The 20,591-nt window shown below is 68.5% G+C and carries 18 protein-coding genes; 8 read left to right on the forward strand and 10 right to left on the reverse strand.

Translation table 11 applies throughout. The annotated features are described in order from the left end of the window. The first annotated feature begins 89 nt into the window (after positions 1 to 89). Positions 90 to 1,013: a hydrogen peroxide-inducible genes activator gene (locus tag QM693_RS18995; RefSeq protein ID WP_283353141.1), complete on the forward strand. Its 924-nt coding sequence runs from the start codon at positions 90 to 92 to the stop codon at positions 1,011 to 1,013. A 9-nt stretch (positions 1,014 to 1,022) separates the two neighbouring features. Here the strand turns inward: QM693_RS18995 and QM693_RS19000 are convergent, their stop codons facing one another. Beyond that, positions 1,023 to 1,772 (reverse strand): LysR family substrate-binding domain-containing protein, encoded by a 750-nt coding sequence (locus QM693_RS19000; protein WP_283331918.1) that lies wholly within the window; start codon positions 1,770 to 1,772, stop codon positions 1,023 to 1,025. A 58-nt stretch (positions 1,773 to 1,830) separates the two neighbouring features. Here QM693_RS19000 and QM693_RS19005 point away from each other — a divergent pair, with 58 nt between their 5' ends. Then, complete coding sequence (locus QM693_RS19005; RefSeq protein WP_005240786.1) at positions 1,831 to 2,235, forward strand: DUF5997 family protein; 405 nt, start codon at positions 1,831 to 1,833, stop codon at positions 2,233 to 2,235. A 3-nt stretch (positions 2,236 to 2,238) separates the two neighbouring features. Here QM693_RS19005 and QM693_RS19010 read toward each other — a convergent pair whose 3' ends face one another. The 3 genes from QM693_RS19010 to QM693_RS19020 all read right to left on the reverse strand — a co-directional run bounded on the left by QM693_RS19010 (position 2,239) and on the right by QM693_RS19020 (position 6,934). Beyond that, entirely contained in the window at positions 2,239 to 4,743 is a 2,505-nt protein-coding gene (locus QM693_RS19010; protein WP_283353142.1) for a DEAD/DEAH box helicase, read from the reverse strand. Positions 4,744 to 4,783: 40 nt separating this feature from the next. After that, on the reverse strand, positions 4,784 to 5,821 hold the full coding sequence (locus tag QM693_RS19015) for an alpha/beta fold hydrolase (protein ID WP_005240793.1): 1,038 nt from the start codon (positions 5,819 to 5,821) through the stop codon (positions 4,784 to 4,786). A gap of 144 nt (positions 5,822 to 5,965) precedes the next feature. Then, complete coding sequence (locus QM693_RS19020; protein ID WP_105414577.1) at positions 5,966 to 6,934, reverse strand: proteasome assembly chaperone family protein; 969 nt, start codon at positions 6,932 to 6,934, stop codon at positions 5,966 to 5,968. A 285-nt stretch (positions 6,935 to 7,219) separates the two neighbouring features. Between QM693_RS19020 and QM693_RS19025 the strand changes: the two genes are divergently transcribed. The 3 genes from QM693_RS19025 to QM693_RS19035 all read left to right on the forward strand — a co-directional run bounded on the left by QM693_RS19025 (position 7,220) and on the right by QM693_RS19035 (position 9,953). Continuing rightward, positions 7,220 to 7,846: an MBL fold metallo-hydrolase gene (locus tag QM693_RS19025; RefSeq protein ID WP_283353143.1), complete on the forward strand. Its 627-nt coding sequence runs from the start codon at positions 7,220 to 7,222 to the stop codon at positions 7,844 to 7,846. Positions 7,847 to 7,988: 142 nt separating this feature from the next. Beyond that, positions 7,989 to 8,654 (forward strand): DUF5642 family protein, encoded by a 666-nt coding sequence (locus QM693_RS19030; protein ID WP_283353160.1) that lies wholly within the window; start codon positions 7,989 to 7,991, stop codon positions 8,652 to 8,654. 159 nt (positions 8,655 to 8,813) lie between these two features. Beyond that, positions 8,814 to 9,953 carry a DUF4192 domain-containing protein gene (locus QM693_RS19035; RefSeq protein WP_283331914.1) on the forward strand — a complete coding sequence of 380 codons (1,140 nt, stop codon included), beginning with the start codon at positions 8,814 to 8,816 and terminating at the stop codon, positions 9,951 to 9,953. Between the two features lie 19 nt (positions 9,954 to 9,972). Here QM693_RS19035 and galE read toward each other — a convergent pair whose 3' ends face one another. Both galE and QM693_RS19045 read right to left on the reverse strand, forming a co-directional pair. Then, complete coding sequence (gene galE, locus QM693_RS19040) at positions 9,973 to 10,965, reverse strand: UDP-glucose 4-epimerase GalE (protein ID WP_005261105.1); 993 nt, start codon at positions 10,963 to 10,965, stop codon at positions 9,973 to 9,975. A 3-nt stretch (positions 10,966 to 10,968) separates the two neighbouring features. Further along, complete coding sequence (locus QM693_RS19045; protein WP_005240804.1) at positions 10,969 to 11,661, reverse strand: iron-dependent transcriptional repressor DtxR; 693 nt, start codon at positions 11,659 to 11,661, stop codon at positions 10,969 to 10,971. Between the two features lie 134 nt (positions 11,662 to 11,795). Here QM693_RS19045 and QM693_RS19050 point away from each other — a divergent pair, with 134 nt between their 5' ends. Beyond that, on the forward strand, positions 11,796 to 13,067 hold the full coding sequence (locus QM693_RS19050) for an acetoin utilization protein AcuC (RefSeq protein WP_280783307.1): 1,272 nt from the start codon (positions 11,796 to 11,798) through the stop codon (positions 13,065 to 13,067). Continuing rightward, on the forward strand, positions 13,060 to 15,822 hold the full coding sequence (locus QM693_RS19055; protein WP_280783308.1) for a bifunctional acetate--CoA ligase family protein/GNAT family N-acetyltransferase: 2,763 nt from the start codon (positions 13,060 to 13,062) through the stop codon (positions 15,820 to 15,822). Before QM693_RS19050 ends, QM693_RS19055 begins: the two co-directional genes overlap by 8 nt. 87 nt (positions 15,823 to 15,909) lie before the next feature. Here QM693_RS19055 and QM693_RS19060 read toward each other — a convergent pair whose 3' ends face one another. The 3 genes from QM693_RS19060 to QM693_RS19070 all read right to left on the reverse strand — a co-directional run bounded on the left by QM693_RS19060 (position 15,910) and on the right by QM693_RS19070 (position 18,916). Continuing rightward, the gene (locus QM693_RS19060; protein ID WP_005261102.1) at positions 15,910 to 16,881 is read right to left on the reverse strand and encodes a sigma-70 family RNA polymerase sigma factor; all 972 of its coding nucleotides are present in this window, start codon (positions 16,879 to 16,881) and stop codon (positions 15,910 to 15,912) included. A 166-nt stretch (positions 16,882 to 17,047) separates the two neighbouring features. Further along, positions 17,048 to 18,526 carry a DUF7782 domain-containing protein gene (locus QM693_RS19065; RefSeq protein ID WP_283331913.1) on the reverse strand — a complete coding sequence of 493 codons (1,479 nt, stop codon included), beginning with the start codon at positions 18,524 to 18,526 and terminating at the stop codon, positions 17,048 to 17,050. Positions 18,527 to 18,556: 30 nt separating this feature from the next. After that, positions 18,557 to 18,916 (reverse strand): DUF3099 domain-containing protein, encoded by a 360-nt coding sequence (locus QM693_RS19070; RefSeq protein ID WP_009480070.1) that lies wholly within the window; start codon positions 18,914 to 18,916, stop codon positions 18,557 to 18,559. Positions 18,917 to 18,993: 77 nt separating this feature from the next. On the opposite strand from QM693_RS19070, the gene QM693_RS19075 reads away from it, so the two are divergent. Beyond that, a complete protein-coding gene (locus QM693_RS19075; RefSeq protein WP_005240826.1) occupies positions 18,994 to 19,230 on the forward strand; it encodes a DUF3039 domain-containing protein in 237 nt (78 codons plus the stop codon). Here the strand turns inward: QM693_RS19075 and QM693_RS19080 are convergent. Next, positions 19,203 to 20,375, reverse strand: coding sequence for a YihY/virulence factor BrkB family protein (locus QM693_RS19080; protein WP_283331912.1), 1,173 nt, complete (start codon positions 20,373 to 20,375; stop codon positions 19,203 to 19,205). The two genes, QM693_RS19075 and QM693_RS19080, sit on opposite strands and share 28 nt — an antisense overlap. Between the last annotated feature and the right edge of the window lie 216 nt (positions 20,376 to 20,591).

Here is a 20,591-nt window from a genome sequence, read left to right on the forward strand (position 1 = left end):
ACCTCGAGGAAGTGCCTCGACGGTGGGAGGGGTCGCCACCGGTCCCGGGGCGAAAGGCAGAGGTGATGGACGGCGCTAGACTGATAGGTATGGCTGATCAGAGTTATCAACCCACGCTGTCGCAGCTGCGTGCGTTCGTGGCAGTCGCGGAGTACCGCCATTTCGGTACGGCGGCAGCGCGTTTGAGTGTGAGCCAGCCCACGTTGTCGCAGTCGCTGGCCGCCCTGGAGAACGGGCTCGGGGTGCAGCTCATCGAGCGCAGCACCCGACGCGTCCTCGTCACCGCGGCGGGGGAGCGGCTCCTCGGTCAGGCCAAGGTCATCCTCGAGGCTGCGGACGGTTTCGTCGCGACGGCCGCGGGTGTCGGCGACCGGTTGGCCGGACCGCTGCGTATCGGGCTGATCCCCACCGTGGCCCCCTACGTGCTGCCTGCCCTGTTGCCGGCGCTGCGCGAGGAGATGCCCGCCCTCGAGCCGCAGGTCATCGAGGACCAGACGGCGCGACTCCTGGAGGCGTTGCGTGTGGGTGCGCTCGACGTCGCGGTGCTGGCGTTGCCGAGTGGGGTGAGTGGTCTCGTCGACATTCCCTTGTACACAGAAGATTTCGTGATGGTCGTCCCGGAGGGGCACACGCTGGCGGGCCGCACCGACGTCTCGCCGCAGATGCTGGACGCGCTTCCCCTCCTGCTGCTCGACGAGGGGCACTGCCTACGCGATCAGACCCTCGATCTGTGCCGCTCGGTCGACGCGCACCCGGTGGCGGGCGACACCCGCGCCACGTCGCTGTCGACGGTGGTGCAGTGCGTCGCCGGCGGACTCGGCGTGACCCTGGTGCCGGAATCCGCCGTTCAGGTGGAGACCGGACGGGGACCGCTCGCGACCGCCCGCTTCGCGGCTCCGGCGCCCGGCCGCACGATCGGCCTCGTGTTCCGCTCGTCCAGTGCCCGTGCGGACGGCTACGGGCAACTCGCCGCCCTGCTCACGAAGACGGCGTCGGTCGCCGCGCCCGACTGACGGTCGGAGCTACGACCGCCGTCGCGGTTTGCCCTTCTTGCCGCCCTTCGTTCCGGAGCCCGACCGGGACGTCCTGGCACCCGCGGCCGGTTTCTGGCGTGCCGTCGCCGCGGCAGGACGCTTCTTTTTCGGCTGAGCCGGCGTCGGGGTGCGACCCCGGGAGCTGTTGACGGTCCGGCCCCGGACGATGCCGATGAACTCCTCCACCAGTTCGGTGGTCTCGTCCTCGGGCCACGACAGCGCGATCCGTGACTCCGGGCCGTCCGACACCGTCCGGTAGACGAGGTCCTTGCGGTGGTGGAGCCGGGCGAGCGACTGCGGGACGACGAGCAGCCCGATCCCGGCGGCGACCAGTTCGATCGCGTCGGCCGTCGTGGCCGGGCGGTCCTGGGCGGGCAGTCCCGGCACGCTGTCCCAGACGAGGATGTCATCGAGCGGGTGCAGCACGATCTCGTCGGCCAGATCCGCGATCGACACCTCGTCCACCGCCGCCACCACGTGGTCCTTCGGTGCCACGACCACGGGGATCTCGGTATACAGGGGGATGGCGCTGAGACCGGTCCGGTCGATCGGCAGCCGCACCAGGCCCACGTCCGCGCCGCCGCCGCGCAACTGGTCGGGTGCGTCCGCGGCCGCCACCGGGACGAGGGTGAGCGGGACGTCGGGCAGCCGTTCGTTCCAGATCCGCACCCACTTGGTGGGGGTCACGCCCGGGACATACGCGAGCCGGAACGAAGGGGATGCATCCGCGTCTGTCACCCCGTCAGGCTACCGGCCTTGGTCAACGGCACCGCACACGCTCGTTACTCTTGACACCATGACGTCGCACAAGAGCCCCCAGACTATGAAGCCCGCCACCGCGGCGAAGAAGCTGGGTGTGTACCTCGAGGCCACCCCCGCGGAGTTCCAGGAGGGTCTCGTCTCCCGCGACGAGCTGAGTGCACTGCAGAGCGATCCGCCGGAGTGGCTGCTCGAGCTGCGCCGCAACGGCCCGCATCCGCGGCCGGTGGTCGCGGCGAAGCTGGGGGTGTCCATCGCGGGCCTCGCCCGGGGCGGCGTCACCGAGGCGCTCACCACCGAGCAGATCGACGCGCTCATGGCGGATCGTCCCGAATGGCTGCAGCAGGAACGCGCCACCCAGGCCGAGGTCCGCAAGGAGACCGTCCGCATCAAGGAGAAGAACGCGGCGCGGCGTGATCAGCCCCGCCGGCCGCGTTCCTGACCGCTACCCTTCGACGATGCTGAGCTCGTCGAAGATCACTTCGCCGGCCGCGTCGGACTCGGGAAGGTCGACGACCGCCGTCAACGCCCACCCGTGATCGCCCTGCGGGTCCTCGAGGACCTGCCGCACCCGCCACAGCTCGGGCGCGGTCTCCACCTGGAACAGCTGGGGGCCGCGTGCCGAGGGGCCGGTGCCGAGGGAGTCGTATTCGTCGAAGTACGGCTGGAGCTGGTCCTCCCACTCGTCGGCGTCGATGCCGTCGTCGAGTCCCTCCAGTTCGGCCCACCGCCGCCGCGACGCGAGTTCGATACGCCGGAACATGGCGTTGCGCACCATCACCCGGAATGCTCGCGTATTCGCCGAGATCGGGCGCGGCACATCGGCGCCGAACGCGACCTGCTGGTCGTCTCCCTCGGCGCCGGGGTCGGTGAGGGATTCCCATTCGTCGAGCAGGCTGGAATCGACCTGGCGGATCAGCTCGCCCAGCCACTCGATGAGGTCGTCCAGCTCCTCCGTCCGGGCCTCGGTCGGAACGGTCTGGCGCAGGGCTCGATACGCGTCCGCGAGATACCGCAGTACGAGCCCCTCCGAACGGGCCAGACCGTAGTGGCTGACCATTTCGGCGAACGTCATCGCCCGCTCGACCATGTCGCGCACGACCGACTTGGGCGACAGCGCGAACTCCGTGATCCACGGGTGCCCACCGCGATACATCTCGAACGCCGGGAACAGCAGGTCTGCGAGAGGCTTGGGCCAGGTGACCTCCTCGAGCAGTTCCATACGTTCCTCGTACTCGATCCCGTCGGCCTTCATCTGCGCGACCGCCTCACCGCGGGCGAAGTGCTGCTGCGCCATGAGGACCTGCCGCGGGTCGTCGAGGGTCGACTCGATCACCGACACCACATCCAGTGCATAGGAATCGGATTCGACGTCGAGGAGTTCGAGGGCGGCCAGGGCGAACGGGGACAGTGGCTGATTGAGCGCGAAGTCCCGCTGGAGTTCCATCGTCAGCCGGGCCATGCGGCCGTCGGCGTCGGGTTCGTCGAGTCTCTGCACCACCCCGGCGTCGATCAGACCGCGGTACAACGACAACGCCTTGAGGATGTGCTTGCGCTGTGCGGGCTGCGACTCGTGGTTGTCCTCGAGGAGGTGCCGCATGGACTCGAAGCAGTTGCCCGGTCGCGCGATCACGTTGAGCAGCATGGAGTTCGACACGGAGAACCGGGAGACGAGCGGTTCGGGTGACGCGGCGACGAGGCGATCGAACGTGGCCTCGCTCCACGACACGAAGCCGTCCGGCGCCTTCTTGCGCTGCACCTTCCGGCGCTTCTTCGGGTCGTCGCCCGCCTTGGCGAGTGCACGCAGATTCTCGACCTCGTGTTCGGGGGCCTGCACGACCACGGTGCCCAGCGTGTCATAACCGGCGCGTCCCGCGCGTCCCGCGATCTGGTGGAACTCGCGGGCACGGAGGTGCCGCGTGCGGGTGCCGTCGAACTTGGTCAGCCCCGTGAGGAGCACGGTGCGGATGGGCACGTTGATTCCTACACCGAGGGTGTCGGTGCCGCAGATGACCTTCAGCAGACCGTCCTGTGCCAGCTTCTCGATGAGGCGGCGGTACTTCGGCAGCATGCCCGCGTGGTGGACGCCGATACCGTGCCGGACGAGGCGCGAGAGGGTCTTGCCGAATCCGGTGGTGAACCGGAAGCCGCCGAGCGCTTCGGCGATGGCGTCCTTCTCCTCGCGCGAACAAAAGTTGACGCTGGTCAGGGCTTGCGCGCGTTCCAGGGCGGCGGCCTGGGTGAAGTGGACCACGTAGACCGGGGCCTGATTGGTGGTCACCAGTTCCTCGATCGTCTCGCTCACGGGTGTCGTGGCATACGAGAACATGAGGGGAACGGGACGCTCGGTGCCCGCCACCACGGTGGTGGGCCGGCCGGTCCGGCGGGTGAGGTCGGACGAGAAGAAGTCGACCTCACCGAGGGTGGCCGACATGAGCAGAAACTGGGCGTGGGGGAGTTCGACCAGGGGGACCTGCCACGCCCAGCCCCGGTCGGGCTCGGAGTAGAAGTGGAACTCGTCCATCACGACCTGACCGATGTCGGAGTCGGGGCCCTCGCGCAGTGCGAGGTTCGCGACGATCTCGGCGGTCGCGCAGATGATCGGCGCCCGTGAGTTGACGGCGGCGTCGCCGGTCATCATGCCGACGTTCTCCGCGCCGAATACCTCGCACAGGGCGAAGAACTTTTCGCTGACAAGGGCCTTGATCGGGGCCGTGTAGAAGGTGCGCTTGCCGGTGGCCATGGCGTAGAAGTGGGCGCCGACCGCCACCATCGACTTGCCGGATCCGGTGGGCGTCGCCAGGATCACGTTGGCCCCGGACACCAGCTCCATCACGGATTCTTCCTGGGCGGGGTAGAGCGTCAGACCCCGATCTTCGGTCCAGGAGGTGAAGGCGTCGAAAACGGAATCGGAATCCGCGTTCTCGGGGAGCAGGTCGGAGAGAAGCACTGCTACAGGCTAGCCGGAACGTGGTGCGCCGCTGCCGGGCCTACGTTGCGCTGCGTTCGTCCGATCCCATCGCGTCCAGAACCGCCATCCGGGTGGACGCGCTGCCGGTGATGGTGCTCTCACCGACGCCGGTGACGAGCATCTGCCGCCACTTCGCTTCGTCGAACTGCAGGGGATGAGTGACGGACAGGAACTTCTCGATGGTGCGCAGGAACCGCATCGGGTCGTCGCGGAACGGGAAATGGCCTGCGCCGCGGAAGATCTCGAGGTGTGATCCGGGCATCGCCGCGTGTGCGAGGTGGGCGTGGCTCACCGGGATGACGGCGTCCTGATCGCCCCAGATGAGCTGCACCGGGAGGTTCTCGGTCAGATAACATCGGTCGAGCATGGTGACGACCTGGCCGCGCCAGTCGACGACCGCGCGCAGGGTGCGCAGATACGCCTCGTAGGCGGTGGGGTCGTACAGCTCCGCGAGCACACGTACCAGGTCGGGTGTGTCGTGCAGCATCGCACCGGGACGCAACCGCGTTCCGTTCAGCTGGCTCAACACGTTGCCCACCAGACGCACGGTGGGCATGGCGCCGGGAATGCGCAGCAGTTTCAGCGCCTCGTTGACCACCGGAACCGACGCGAGCCGGAGCAGCGGGTGAACGTCCTTGGTGACGCCGCCGGCCGAGACCAGGACGAGCCGGTCGACCATCTGCGGGAACTGGTAGGAGAACTGCATCGCGACACCGCCGCCGAGGGAGTGGCCGACGACGGTGACCTTGTCGATGCCCAGGGTGGAGAGCAGGTCGCGCATGCCGTTGGCGTACGCCGCGACCGAGTAATCGGCCCGCGGCTTGTCGGAGCGTCCGTGGCCCAGCAGATCGGGGGCGATGACGGTGTAGTTCTTGGCGAGGTGCGGGATAATTTCGGTCCAGGTGGACGAGTTGTCGCCGATGCCGTGGATCAGCAGAAGTGCGGGACCCTCGCCTGCCATGCGGAACGCGCGGCGGTAGCCGTGGATCGTGCGGAACATCATGCGGGTTTCGGCGTTCGGAACGGGTCTGAGCTTACGAATGCGAGTGTCGCTCATGTCGCCTCCTGAACTAGGTGCACTCCCGAATGTTGACAGCTCAATCATCCGCTTCATCTCGACGCTATTGCACCGCTCTCGGCCGAACAACTGGACCGTGCGGTCGCACAGTGTCCGCGTGGCGACCGCACAACAGCTCCTCGGTCACGCCCCGCCCGGTGATCCCCCCTCCTCGTCGGAGTCGCCGCCCTCGCCGTCCTGCAGGGCCTGTTCGGCGAGGAAACGCTCGAATTCTGCACCGAGTTCGTCACCACTCGGCAGGTCTTCTTCGCTGGCCAGGAGCGTGGACTGCTGTTCTTGAGCCGTTACGTACGCATCGTACTGGCGTTCCAGGGCGTGGACGACGGTTTGTACCTCCTCGTTACCCGCGATGTGCTCGTCGACCTGTTCGCGGACGCGTGCGGCGGCCTCGCCGAGCGCGGCCAGCGGCAGGTCCAGGTCGGTGACGTCACTCACATTCTCGAGGAGGGTCTCGGCGGCGCCCGGATAGTCCGTCTGAGCCAGGTAATGGGGGACGTGAACCGAGAACCCGACCGACTCGTGCCCGTGCTGCGCCATCCGCAACTCGATCAGCGAGGACGCGCTGCCGGGAACCTGCAGTTCGCCGGACCAGCGCTGGTGATCCTTGATCAGGTCCTTGTTGGTGGAATGCGCGGTCACCCCGAGCGGGCGGGTGTGCGGGATGGCCATCGGAATGGCATTGATGCCCACGGTCCGGCGCACACCGAGCTGCTCGGCCAGCAGGCGGACCGCCGTGGTGAACCGCTCCCAGCGCAGGTCGGGCTCCATGCCGGCCAGCAGCAGGAACGGGGTGCCCGCCGTGTCCTTCAGCGCATACAGGTTCAGCTCGGGCTGGTCGTAGTCCGAGAAGTGATCGGCCTTGAACGTCATGGTGGGCCGCCGTGAGCGGTAATCGACGAGTTCGTCGACCGCGAAGGAGGCGACCAGCTCGCTCTCCAGGCTCTCCCGGAGATGCGTCGTGGCGAGTTTGACGGCGTGGCCTGCGTCGGAGAAGCCCTCGAGTCCGTGGATCAGTACAGGTCCCTGGCCGTCCGCGGAGGACAGCTGCGGTGCCGGGAACTCCAGCTCGTACATCTTCGACTGTTCGTCCATTACAGACCTCTTCTCCTTCGTGCCTGGCCTCCAGTGTCCCCTATCGTCTCCGGCATCGATACGTCGGACTTTGCTCTCGGAGGTCCTGCTCTGGGGGAACACGGCGTGGGCGACCGATAATTCCCGTCTGCGGCGTTCCGGTGTTCGCCCACAGCGAGATCCCGCGCACGGTCTGTGGCAATGTGAGGAACGGCACGGTCCCAGACGGACGAGATCCTGGAGGTGCGCGATGTCGGCACGGGTACGAAGATGTGCGGACCGGGTTCGACGATCGGCGGTCGCGTCATGAGCGTGCGCATCGACCGGGTGGTCACCTCCGGCACCTTCAGTCTCGACGGGGGCACCTGGGACGTCGACAACAATGTGTGGATCGTCGGCGACGACACCGAGGTGGTGGTGATCGACGCCGCCCACACCGCCGCCCCGATCGTCGAGGCTGTCGGCGGCAGGCACGTGAGGGCCATCGTCTGCACACACGGCCACAACGACCACGTCACCGTGGCGCCCGAACTGTCCACGGCGCTGGACGCCCCGATCTACCTCCATGCTGCCGACGACGTGTTGTGGCGGCAGACTCACCCCGCCGTCGCCTACACGCCGATCGAGGACGGGCAGCAGATCGCCGTGGCCGGGACCGACGTCCGCGTGCTCCACACGCCCGGCCACTCGCCCGGCTCCTGCTGCCTGTTTCTGCCGGACGCGGGGGAGTTGTTCAGTGGCGACACCCTGTTCTCGGGCGGTCCGGGAGCCACCGGGCGCTCCTACTCGGACTTCCCGACGATCATCGGGTCCATCCGCGACCGTTTGTTCGCGTTGCCGCCGTCGACGACGGTCCGCACCGGGCACGGCGACGGAACCACCATCGGGACCGAATCCCCGCACCTGGAGGAGTGGATCGCCCGCGGCAGCTGAGCCGCAGCCTCCCCGCTGTCGGCGCGCCGGCGTGGCAGAGTGGCGGAAAAGGCTCCCCGGGGTGGGAGCACCACACATCCGACACGGGAGGTCGACGGTGAGGTCTCGGCGCACAGCGGTACGGACGGCCATGGTTGTCCCGGTGGTCTCGCTGGCCGCGGTGACGATTCTCTCCGGATGTTCCTCGACGGTCTCCGGTGACGCGCAGCCGAGCACGACGATCGCGGCGGGGTCGCCGTCGGGCAAGGGACTGTCGAAGCTTCTGGTGGATCCGGCCGACTTCCCGGCCCGATACGAGGCGATCGTGCTGCCCGCCCAGGCCGTGTCGATGGCGGCACCCGACCTGACGGGCGTACCGCAGGGCGCGGTGGTCGACCCCGCGGACTGCGCGCCGCCCGCGCAGGACTACGGACCGACCGGCACCGTCATGGCGGTGGGCACGGACAACGCGAGCCGTTCGACGATCTCGGTCGAGCTCACCAGAACCGATACGCTCCTCGACGAACTGGCGGCGCAGACGAAGAAGTGCGGTGAGGTCACCGTGACGGACAGTGGGGCCGAGTCCACCGTCACCACCGAGGTCACACCTGCCCCTCCCGTCCGGGCCGACGACACCCTCGCGCTCCGGCGGACTGTCAAGTCCGGTAACGGGAGCGACAAGGTCACCCAGTCGATGGTCACGTTGATCGCGCAGGTGGGCGACGTGCGGGTGTCTGCGACCTTCATGTCGTTCGGCGACGCGAAGGCCGATACCGTCGCGCTCGACGAGTTGTTCACCGCCGCGGTGCAGAAGGTGCAGAACAGCTGAGCGCGCCCTAGCACAGGGGTCCGACGACTTCTCGGTCGCTCGGCGCGTCCGTGCGGCGCGGCGACCCGGTTGTCCACAACCGACGGCCCATCCACAGCCCTCTGTGTTTCCCCAGTTCGCCCGCCCGCGCCGTCGCGTCGACCCGTCAGAGTCTGGTGCATGACGACACCCGCATTCCCGCACGGTTCCGGATTCTCCGACGATCCCGGCGGGGGACCGCCCCCGCACCAGCACACCGTCACGCTGTCCGCCCCGGGCGACCTTCTCGCCTCGGTGCCCGCACTGCTCGGATTCCGGCCTGCCCGGTCGATCGTGGCGGTGTGCCTGTCCGGGGAGCGCAACCCGTCGGTCGGAGCCGTCATGAGACACGACCTCGTCCTCAGCGGCGGCGACGTGCCGACCCCGCCGATGTACGCGGCATTGGGTCAGTTCGCCACCGTCTGCGAGAGGGAGCAGGCCACCGGGGTGCTCCTGGTGCTCGTCGACGACCGCTTCACCGACCCGGCCTCGATCTCCCTGGACGAGCTGTCCGCGATCGTCGAGGAATTCGAGGAACTCCTCGACTTCACGTCGGCCGAACTTCTCGACGTGTTCGTCACGGCGGAGATCGCCGCCGGCCGCGAATGGTTCAGCCTCCTCGGCGGCGGTGGGTGCGGAGTCCAGTCCGATCCGACGTCGTCGCGGGTCGCGCTCGCGCGGGTCGTCGAGGGCAGGGCCATCCGCTCTTCGCGCGAGGAACTGGAAGCCACGATCGAGGTGGGCCCGGTGCTCGAACGGATGCAGATCGCCGCCCTCATCGAACGTGGTCGTCAATCATCGCTTCTGCGAAGGGAATTGGCTGGACGGTCGGCCACGCCGGAGCGTGGTCACCGTCTCGAGCTCGAACTGGTGCTGACGCACGTCGCGCGGGTGTCGTCCGGGGAGCGGCTCCTCGCGCCGGAGTACGCGGAACTCGCGCTCGCACTGGACAATGTCACCGTCCGGGACAGCGCGCTCGCTCTGGCCGTCGGCCCGTACGCCGACGACGCGGAGCAACTGTGGATTCTCCTCGCCCGCAACCTCCCGGACCCGGAACGCGCGAACGCGGCGGCGCTGCTCGGATACAGCGCTTATCTTCGTGGCGACGGGCCGTTCGCCGGCATCGCGCTGGCCGCCGCACTGGACTCGGAGCCGGGGCACGTACTGGCCACCCTGCTCGACGGTGCACTGCACTCAGGACTCCGGCCGACCGAGGTGCGGGGCCTGGCCGACGTCGGTTACGAGCGAGCCGAAGCGATCGGTGTCGTGCTGCCCCGCTAAATCGCGGACCGCGCCGGCGTCACCGACGTGCCGCGTGCGACCGGTCGCCCAGCTCCTGCAGGTAGGCCCAGGCGTCGGCGACGATCTCGTCGAGGTCGGTGTGCTCCGGCCGCCATCCGAGTTCCGCGATCGCCCGATCACTCGACGCCACCAGCACGGCGGGATCGCCTGCCCGGCGCGGTGCGTCCTCGACCGCGATGGGAAGCCCGGTGACCCGCGCGCACGCCGAGATGACTTCGCGCACACTGAAACCCGCACCGCTGCCGAGATTGTAGATGCGGTGCCTGCCCTCGATCGACGACTCCAGTGCCAGCACGTGCGCCTCGGCGAGGTCGAGCACATGGATGTAGTCGCGGATCGCCGTGCCGTCCGGAGTCGGCCAGTCGGTTCCGAAGATCGAGATCTTCTCCCGCTGACCGAGCGCCACCTGGAGCACGAGAGGAATCAAATGCGTTTCGACGACCCGGTTCTCGCCGGCCGACTTGTACGCTCCCGCGACATTGAAGTACCGCAGGCTGGTCGCCGCGAGCGAATGAGCCACCGAATACGACGTGATGGCATGGTCGATCGCGAGTTTCGTCGCCCCGTACGGATTGGTGGGACGGGTTGGATCGGCCTCCGTGATCGGCGAGTGCTCGGGCTCGCCGTAGGTCGCGGCGGTCGACGAGAACACGAGTTTCCGCGTCCCCGAATGCCGCATGGCCTCCAGAAGTTCGAGCGTGGTGACGACGTTGCCGCGCCAGTACTTCTCCGGGTACTGGACGGACTCGCCGACGAGCGACTGCGCCGCGAAGTGCAGGACGCCGTCGAAGCGGGGTGTGCCGCTCGTGCCGAGCACGTCCGACACCACCTCCGCGACGTCGCCCTCGACGAACTCGGCACCGAGCGGCACCGCGTCGGCGTTACCCGTGGACAGGTCGTCGATGATGACGACCTCGTGCCCGCGTTCGAGCAGGACCGTGCTGCAGACGCTGCCGACATAGCCGGCGCCGCCGGTGACCAGAAGTTTCATCGACTATCCCTGAACCTGCTTCACCTGGACGGCGTGTGCCATCTCCTCGGACAGATCGAACCCGCTGTGGCCGGGCACCGTGATGGTGACCGAACCGGGCTTGGTCTCGACGGTGACGCGCGCGTCCGGGACGACACCCGCCTCGCGCAGCTGTCCGATGACGTCCGGATCAGACTGCACGTGCTCAGCGAGACGCCGGACGACGACAGCGGTCGGCTTGCCGGGCGGCACGTCCGTGAGCCGGATGAGCGTCTCGGGGGCGTCCACCGGGCGGTCCAGCCCGAGCAGCGCGAGCCCCGGAATCGGGTTGCCGTACGGCGAGGTAGTGGGGTTGTTGAGCACCTCTACGAGGCGCCGCTCGACTTCCTCGCTCATGACGTGCTCCCACCGGCACGCCTCCGCATGGACCTCTTCCCATTTGAGGCCGATGACATCGACCAGCAGTCGTTCGGCGAGGCGGTGCTTCCGCATCACCGACACCGCGAGTTCGCGGCCCTTCTCCGTCAGTTCCAGGTGGCGGTCACCGGCGACCAGGAGGAGACCGTCACGCTCCATCCGGGCGACGGTCTGGCTGACCGTCGGACCGCTCTGCTCGAGTCGTTCGGCAATACGTGCTCGAAGTGGGACGACGCCCTCTTCTTCCAAGTCATAGATCGTCCGGAGGTACATCTCCGTGGTGTCGACCAGATCCTTCACACTCACACCCCTTCGTCTCGGTTGATTCTACCGGTGATTGCCCGCCACCGGCGCCGTCCGTCCCCGCAGCGCGTCGGTGCCGGTCGTGCCGGGGTCTGCTCGCACCCTCCGCGGGGGACCAGTAGCGTGAGTTCATGACCGCGTCGTTCAGTTCCGGGGAGGATTCGGCTGCACTGGTATCGCACCGTGCAGTCGTGTGGAGTCCGGACTATCTCAGTTATCGGTGGAGTGCGGACCACCCGATGAATCCCACCCGGCTCGAGCTGACCATGTCGCTCGCCCGCAGCCTCGGGATTCTGGAGGGCGTCGAACTGTTGCGGCCCGCCGCCGCCTCGGACGCGGATCTGTTGCGGATCCACACTCCCGCGTACGTCGAAGCAGTCAAACAGGCCGGGCACTCGGCGACGTCGGGCGTGCTCGGTGCGGACGCCCCGCACGGGCTCGGCACCGAGGACAATCCGGTCTTCCCCCAGATGCACGAGGCGAGCGCGATCCTCGCGGGCGGTTCCCTCGCCGCGGCGCAGGAGATCGCAGCGGGACGCACACGCCGGGCCGTGAGCATCGGCGGCGGCATGCACCACGCGATGCCCGACTGGGCCTCCGGCTTCTGTGTGTACAACGATGTCGCCATTGCGATCTCCTGGCTGCTGGACCACGGGTTCGACCGGATCGCCTACATCGACGTCGACGCGCACCACGGTGACGGGGTGCAGCACGCGTTCGCGCACGACCCACGCGTCCTCACGATCTCGCTCCACCAGCATCCGGCGACGCTCTGGCCCAACACGGGATGGTCGAGCGAGGTCGGCGAGGGATCGGGGGAGGGCACCGCCGTCAACCTCCCCGTGCTCCCCGGGACCGTCGATGCGTTGTGGCTGCGCGGTTTCCACGCCGTCGTGCCGGGCGCCCTCGCGTCGTTCCGGCCACAGATCGTGATCAGTCAGTGCGGTGTCGACAGCCACCGCGAAGATCCGCTGGCCGACCTGGCGCTGACGGTCGACGGCCAGCGGGCCGCGTTCCTCGCCATGCGCGATCTCGCCGACCGCTACGCCGAAGGACGCTGGCTCGCCGTCGGCGGCGGCGGTTACGGCCTCGTCCGGGTGGTCCCGCGCGCGTGGACCCACCTCATCGCCGCGGCGCTCGACCGCGAGATCGACACGGGCCGTGCCGTACCCGAGGCCTGGCAGGAACGCGCGCACGCGCTCGCGCCCAGCGTGGACCTGCCGGACACGATGGGCGACGGCGGCGAGGTCGACTACCTGCCCTGGGACGGTCCCGGTGGCACACCGGAAACCGGGGTCCCGTCGATCGACCGCGCCCTGACGCGGATCGACTCGGCCGTCATCGCCACTCGCCGCGCCTGCTTCCCCCTACTCGGACTCGACCCGGAGGATCCCCGTGACTGAGCCGACGCACGGCAGCGAGACCACCGGCGGCGCCGAGGCGTCGAACAGCGCCGAGACGTCGGGTAGCGCCGGGGCGGCGGTCACGACCGAGGCGAAGGGGACCCCCGACGCAGCGCACAACTACCCGCGGCACTGGGTCGCCGACGTGCTCGCGGCGGACGGCGGGGCAGTGGCGTTGCGGCCGATCGTCCCCGAGGACGCGGACAAACTCGTCGCGTTCCACTCGAAGCTCTCCGAACGCACCCGCTATCTCCGGTATTTCGGCCCCTACCCGACCATGTCGCAACGGGACATCGTTCACTTCACCACGGTCGATCACCACGACCGGGTGGCGTTCGTGGTGCTGCTCGGGGACGAGATCATCGCCGTCGGCCGATACGAGCGACTCATCGGTGAGGGGGACGGCAAGTCCGCCGAGGTGGCGTTCGTCGTCGCGGACGCGCATCAGGGCCGCGGACTCGGGCCCATTCTGCTCGAGCATCTCGCCGCGGCGGCCGCGGAGAACGGCCTGACCATGTTCGTCGCCGAGGTCCTCGCGGAGAACCGGAACATGGTGACGGTCTTCCGTGAGGCGGGCTATCAGGTGAGCCGCAGCTTCGAGGGCGGAGTGCTCAAGCTCGAGTTCGCGATCGACCCCACCGAAGCGATGGTGTCCGTGCGCAATTCGCGCGAGCGGGCCGCCGAGGCGCGCAGCATGCGGAACGTGCTCAGTCCACGGTCGGTCGCGGTGATCGGCGCGTCCACCGACCGCGCGAAGGTCGGCAACGCCGTGCTGACCAACCTGCTGCGGGCGGGATTCACCGGCCCGGTGTATCCGGTCAACGCCGAGCACCGTTCGGTCCACGGTGTGCGCGCGTACCCGTCGGTCCGCGACATCCCCGACGAGGTGGATCTCGCCGTCGTCGCGGTACCCGCTGAATCGATCAATGCCGTCCTCGACGACTGCCTGGTCAAGGGGGTGAAGGCCCTCGTCGTCGTGTCTTCGGGATTCAGTGAAACCGGCATGGACGGACGGCAATCCGAACGTCGCCTCGTCCACGCCGCCCGCGCGCACGGGATGCGGCTGATCGGGCCCAACGCGCTCGGCGTGGCCAACAACGACAGCGAAGTCTCGTTGAACGCCACCCTCGCGCCGGTGCTGCCGAGCCCCGGTAACGTCGGATTCTTCTGCCAGTCCGGCGCACTCGGCATCGCCATCCTCGACGAGGCCGCACGGAGCCGCATCGGATTGTCCGCCTTCGTCTCCGCGGGCAACCGCGCCGACGTCTCCGGTAACGACCTCCTGCAGTACTGGGATTCGGATCCGGCCACCGAGGTGGTGCTGCTGTATCTGGAGAGCTTCGGCAATCCCCGCAAGTTCTCGCGCATCGCGCGCCGGGTGGCGCGGAACAAGCCGATCGTCGCGGTCAAGAGTGGCAGGCACGCCGTCCCGCCCGCATTGGCGGCCAGCGGTGGCGAGATGGACGATTCGATCGTCCGTGCCCTCTTCGAGCAGGCCGGTGTGGTGCAGGTCGGGTCGATCTCCCAGCTGTTCGACTGTGCGCTGCTGTTCGGGTATCAGCCGCTGCCCGCGGGCCCCCGGCTCGCCGTGGTCGGAAACTCCACCGCGCTCGGTGTGCTCGCCGCGGATGCGGCGCGCAGTGAGGGTCTGCAGGTCGGCGACCCCGTCGACCTCGGTCCGCAGGCCGGTCCCGAGGAGTTCGCGGCGGCCGTGCGGACGGCGCTCACGTCCTTCGACGTCGATTCGGTGATCGCCGTGTTCGTCCCGCCGGTCGCCGTTCCGGTCGAACCCTATGCCCAGGCGCTGCGGGAGGCGGTGCGGGAAGCCGACAAGCCCGTCCTCACGACGTTCCTCGCGGCGGAGGGTGTGCCCGACGTCCTGGCGGTCCGGGGTGAGGACGGGCACCCGACACGCGGTTCGGTTCCCTCCTATCCCGGTCCGGAGCGCGCGGCGCTGGCGCTGGCGCGCGCGTGGCGGTACTCGGCGTGGAAGAGTAAACCGTCCTCGAAAGTGGTGCGCCCCAACGGGATCGATCCGGAGCGGGCGAAAGCGATGATCGACGGCTGGCTCGCGGCGTCGTCCGGACGCTGGCTGTCGGACTTCGAGGCATCGCAACTCCTCGCGTGCTACGGCGTGAACGTCGTGGAATTCCGTTCCGCCACCACCGAAGACGAGGCCGTGCAGGCCGCCGAGGAGTTGGGATACCCGGTCGCGGTGAAGGCGACGGGGGAGCAGTGGCGGCACCGGCCGGACCTCGGTGGCGTCCGCCTCGATCTGGTCGGACCCGATTCGGTGCGCTGGGCCTACCGCGACCTCGCCGCCGCGTCCGGTGAACCGCTACTCCACGTGCAGCGGATGGCCACCAAGGGAATCGGCTGTGTGGTGGGCGTGCAGGACGACCCGTCGTTCGGTTCGCTCATCTCGTTCGGACTTGCCGGCGTGATCTCCGACCTCCTCGGCGACCGCGCCTACCGGGTGCTGCCCCTCACCGAAGACGCCGCAACGGAACTGATCGACGCACCGAAAGCGGCGCCGCTGCTGTCCGGCTACCGGAGTGCGGTACCGGTGAACAAATCGGCTCTCGTCGACCTCGTGCAGCGGATCTCCGCCCTCGCCGACGACCTCCCGGAGGTACGGGAACTGGCCTGCGAACCCGTGCTCGCGTCGGCCGAAGGCGCGCAGATCACCGATTCGCGCGTGCGGATCGGCCCGGAACCCAGCGTCGCCGACCTCGGCCCCCGCCGCCTGCGCTGACCGGTCACCCGGTCCCGCAGACAGCGCAACGCCGGTGCCGGTCGCGTACGACCGGCACCGGCGCTGATACCGGGTGGGAGACTCTCGTCAGCTGGCGTAGGAGCGCAACCGCTCGGCGCGGTCGCCCTGACGCAGCTTGCCCATCACTTCGCGCTCGATCTGACGGACACGCTCACGGGAGAGCCCGAAGAGCTTGCCGATCTGGTCGAGAGTGCGCGGCTGACCGTCGTCCAGACCGTAACGGAGGCGGATGACCTGCTGCTCACGCTCGTCGAGGGTGGCCAGCACGCTGCGCACGTCGCTGTGCAGGAGACCCGCGATCACGGCGTTCTCCGCCGACGTGGCCTCGGAATCCTCGATGAAGTCGCCCAGGGGAGCTTCCTCGTCGTTACCGACCGGCATGTCGAGGCTCACCGGGTCGCGGCTGTGGTCGAGGAGATCCGCGATCTTGTGCGCCGGGATGCCCGACTCCTCGGCCAGCTCGTCGTCCGTCGCCTCACGCCCGAGCTGCTGATGCAGCTCACGCTTGATACGGGCCAGCTTGTTGACCTGCTCGACGAGGTGCACTGGGAGCCGGATCGTCCGGCTCTGGTCGGCCATGCCGCGGGTGATCGCCTGACGAATCCACCAGGTGGCATACGTCGAGAACTTGAACCCCTTCGCGTAGTCGAACTTCTCCATCGCGCGGATCAGACCCAGGTTGCCCTCCTGGATGAGGTCCAGCAGCGGCATTCCGCGTCCGGTGTACCGCTTCGCGAGCGAGACGACGAGCCGCAGGTTGGCCTCGAGGAGGTGCGCTCGGGCGGACTGTCCTTCACGGACGACCGTCGCGAGGTCGCGCTTCTTGGCGGGGGAGAGTCGCTTCCCGGTCTCCAGGATGTGCGCGGCGTACAGCCCAGCCTCGATTCGCTTGGACAGTTCTACCTCGTCTGCGGCCGTCAGCAGAGCCGTGCGGCCGATTCCGTTCAGGTAGACGCGGACCAGGTCGGCAGCGGGGCTCTGGGCGTCCAGATCGGCAGCGCTGGGGCGAATGCGAGTAGTGGTGCTGGGGCTTGTCATGACTTGCCTCCTCATCGGTGGTGTCTCATATGGATCAACGCACCGAAGGCCTGGGAAAGTTCCCGGCCGGTAATTTGCGAAGAGGCTGTGACCTGCGGGTTCCTCGATTCGGTCCTGAGAAGTTGCTGAGAACACGTATAAGGGGGACGGATCGGGAACCCGACGGCTACGCGGGAAGCACGAGTCCGTGCCGGACGAGGGCGTGCACGAGTGGCACGGCCGACTGCGCGAGGTCCTCGGCGTCGACGCCGTGGGCGGCGGCGAGAAGCTCGATCAGTTCGCCCAGCACGAGGCCGTCACCGCGCATGCCCGCGACGAGCGACGCGACGAGATCGTCGATCTCGTGCTGCCACGCCGGGCCGTTCCCGCGGTGCAACCGGGCGACCACCTGGGTCCATCCCTCGTCGCCGGGCAGGAACACCCGCTCCAGGGCGGTGCTCTCCTCCACGCGGAAACGTGCGGTGAGCACGTCGTGCTCGCGCAGCCACGCCACCCGCTCGAAGTACGCGAGCGCCTCCGCGCCCAAGGGGTCGCTGAAGCCGTGGGTGAGATCCTCCGCCATCAGATCGGTGGGTGCGTCGGTCCGGCGCAGGTAGACGAACCCGAAGCCGACCCCCTCGACGTTCGCGCTCGCGAGGTGATCCAGCCAGTCCTCGGCAATAGTCGCGGTGGCCGGGTCCCGGGTGTCGAGGCCGCCGTCCCGCATCCAGGTGCCGACGTACAGGGCCGGGTCCGCGACATCCCGCTGAACCACCCACGCGTCGATCCCGTGGGCGGGAAGCCAGGAGGCCACCCGGGCCCGCCAGTCCTCGCCCTCGACGTGGATCCACGACGCCAGCAGCGCCGCCGTGCCGCCGGGCGCGAGGTAGTCCGCCACGCGGGAGATCATCAGTTCACTCGCGCCGTCGAGGTCGAGTCCGGAGTCGCGGTAGGTGTGACCCACCCGGGCGCGGCTGACGACGAACGGCGGATTTGCCACCACCTGATCGAACGTGCGGCCCTCGACCGGCTCGAACCACGAGCCGGCGAGCAGTTCCACCTGCTCCTCGTTGAGCGCCGCGGTGACTGCCGCCAGTTCGACGGCACGGACATTCAGGTCCGTGGCCGTGACCGAGTCGGCGTAGGACGTGCCGTGCAGGGCCTGGATGCCGCAGCCGGTCCCGACGTCGAGCAGTGTCCCGACCGGCGCGGTCGGGGTGGCCTGCAGCAGCGACAGCGACGCGTGTCCGACGCCGATGACATGGTCGACGGGAGTCTCGCGGGGGCGGAGGGAGCCGTCGAGGTCGGAGAGCACCCAGCGGTTGCCCCCGCCGATGTCCATCGGACGGAGGTCGAGGGCCGCGCGGACGACGTCGCCGTCGGATTCGAGCAGGCCTGCTGCCACAGCATCCTCGACCGGGAGCGGGGAGAGCGCCGCGGCCACCTCGCCGACGGGACAGTCGTCGGTGAGCAGGAACAGGCGGATCAGGCTGCCGAGTTCGCCGCAGCCGGCGCTGGCGCGGCGCACCGGGACCGGCTCGTTGCGGCTCAACGCCGCATGGACCTCGGGACCCAGCGCATCGAGCAGGGTGTCCGTGTCGTACCGGTTGCGGCGGAGGGCCTCACGCAGAGAGGGGCAGATCGACAGCAGCTCGTCACGGTTCACCCGTGCATTGTTGCAGCACGCCCGACTGCGTCAGCCCTCGATCGTGTGGTGCGGCGGCGCGGGCAGGGCGGTGGACGGCGACTCGCGGTGGTCGTACCGGCTGGGCTCGTCCTTGCTGCGCGGCGGGCGGTCGTTGGCGATGAGAACCGCGATCCACGGCAGCGGGATCGACACACCGATGATCGCCATCGAGATCCACGGGTTCTCCCAGATGCCGTACGCCACCGCCGCGAAGATCAGCGCGGGGAACCGGAAGGACATGATGAGCAGGTACTTGCGGACACGGGCGCGATGTTGATCCTCGATGGATCGCGCCGCCTCGGTGATGAGAACCGGATTGCTCGGGGAGCCGGCGTCGTGGGACCCACCGAACCCTGCACTTCGTGCCATGACTCCACTGTTCCACTGTCGGGCGGCAAATGCACACAGGGGGTGGGTTCGTCGGCCGGTTGCGGCATTATTGAGGGGTGAGCACTCAAACCAAGGAACGGCCCGACGTCACCACCGACGAGTCGACCGATGACGACACTCCCAAATTCTTCCACTACGTCAAGAAGAACAAGATCGCGGAGAGCGCCGTCATGGGCACTCACGTCGTCGCGTTGTGCGGCGAAGTGTTTCCGGTGACGAAGTCCGCGAAACCGGGATCGCCGGTCTGCCCCGACTGCAAGAAGATCTACGAAGGATTACGCAAGGGCGACTGAGGCTTCACCGGCGCTCGTCGCACACCCGGTGGCTCGGGGGATTCTCGTACCGGGCCGTCGGGCTCGTCGTCGTTCCCGGGCTCCGGCTCGGCCTCATCCGGACGGGCCCGGTCGCCGACGACCTTGATCGGACCGGTGGCGATGCGACGTGTGAGGCTGGTCACCGGACCCGTCGACGGCGAACTCTCGGCCTGTGCGGCGATCCAATCCCGCATCTGGTCGATGCGCGTCGCGCGGGCGGGCCAGAACTCCTGGACGGTGGCGTTGAACTCGGCACCGAGCACCACCGCGAACCCCAGGAAGAACGTGAACAGCAGGAACGCGATCGGCGTGGCCAGCGCCCCGTATGTGTACCCGGTTCCGGCCACCCAGGAGAGGTAGCGGCGCAGGCAGGTGCTCGCTCCGAGGAAGAACACCCCCGCGACGAGCGCGCCGCCGAGCAGCCGGTGCCAGGGCAGCGACCGGGGGAGCGCCACCTTGTACAGCGTCGTCAGGCCGACGATGAGCAACAGACCCACGCCGGGGTAGTAGAACGTGTCGACGATCTCCGTCCCGATCGTGCGCCACGCCTCCGGGAGCACCCTGCCGACGAGCGTCGGACCCAGCGCGACCAGCGGCAGGGTGAAGACGGCGAGGATCAGGAACATCACGTAGAGCAGCAACGCGAACACGCGCTGCCACACCGGGTGCCGCGCCTCCTGCTGGCCGTGGGCCTCGACGATCGAGTCCACGAACGTGGAAATGGCGGACGAGCCGGCCCACAGGGACAGCAGGAAGCTCAGTGACACGATCTCGGGACGTCCGCGTTCGAGTACGTCGCCGACCGTCGGGCGGATGATCTGTTCGACGACGCTGTCGCTGAACACCGTCCCGCTGAAGTTGATGATCTTCGACTGGATGATGTCGACGGTGTCGGGCCCGAACCAGCCGCCGACGTAGCCGAGCATTCCGAGGAGCCCCAGCAGGAGCGGGGGCAGCGACAGCGTCTGCCAGAACGCCGCCGTGGCCGCCTTTCCGAAGATGGAATCGTCCCAGGCCTTGCTCGCTGTGCGACCGATCACGCTCAGTGTGCGACGTAGCGGATGCCACCCGGACCGGGGTGGGTCACCGCCACTCTGCGGCGTTGTCGAGGGTGTTTCGGTCATGATGTTTCCAGCATCCCTGACGACACGCCCGGTTGCCCACCGCTGCTGTCCTCGTGTCGCGACAAATCTGTCACTATCGGATGTCGCGAATGCGGTTCGCGTCGGATCCGGACGCTAGGCTCCTTGACGGACAGCGCCTTCGGGTGTGGACCCGGACATGTCGATCGAATACCGAGGAGTGCGAGCAAACAGTGCCATGCCAGCGGAGGGCAGCCC

Source organism: Rhodococcus sp. IEGM 1305 (assembly GCF_030058635.1).
Taxonomy (GTDB): domain Bacteria; phylum Actinomycetota; class Actinomycetes; order Mycobacteriales; family Mycobacteriaceae; genus Rhodococcus_F; species Rhodococcus_F opacus_D.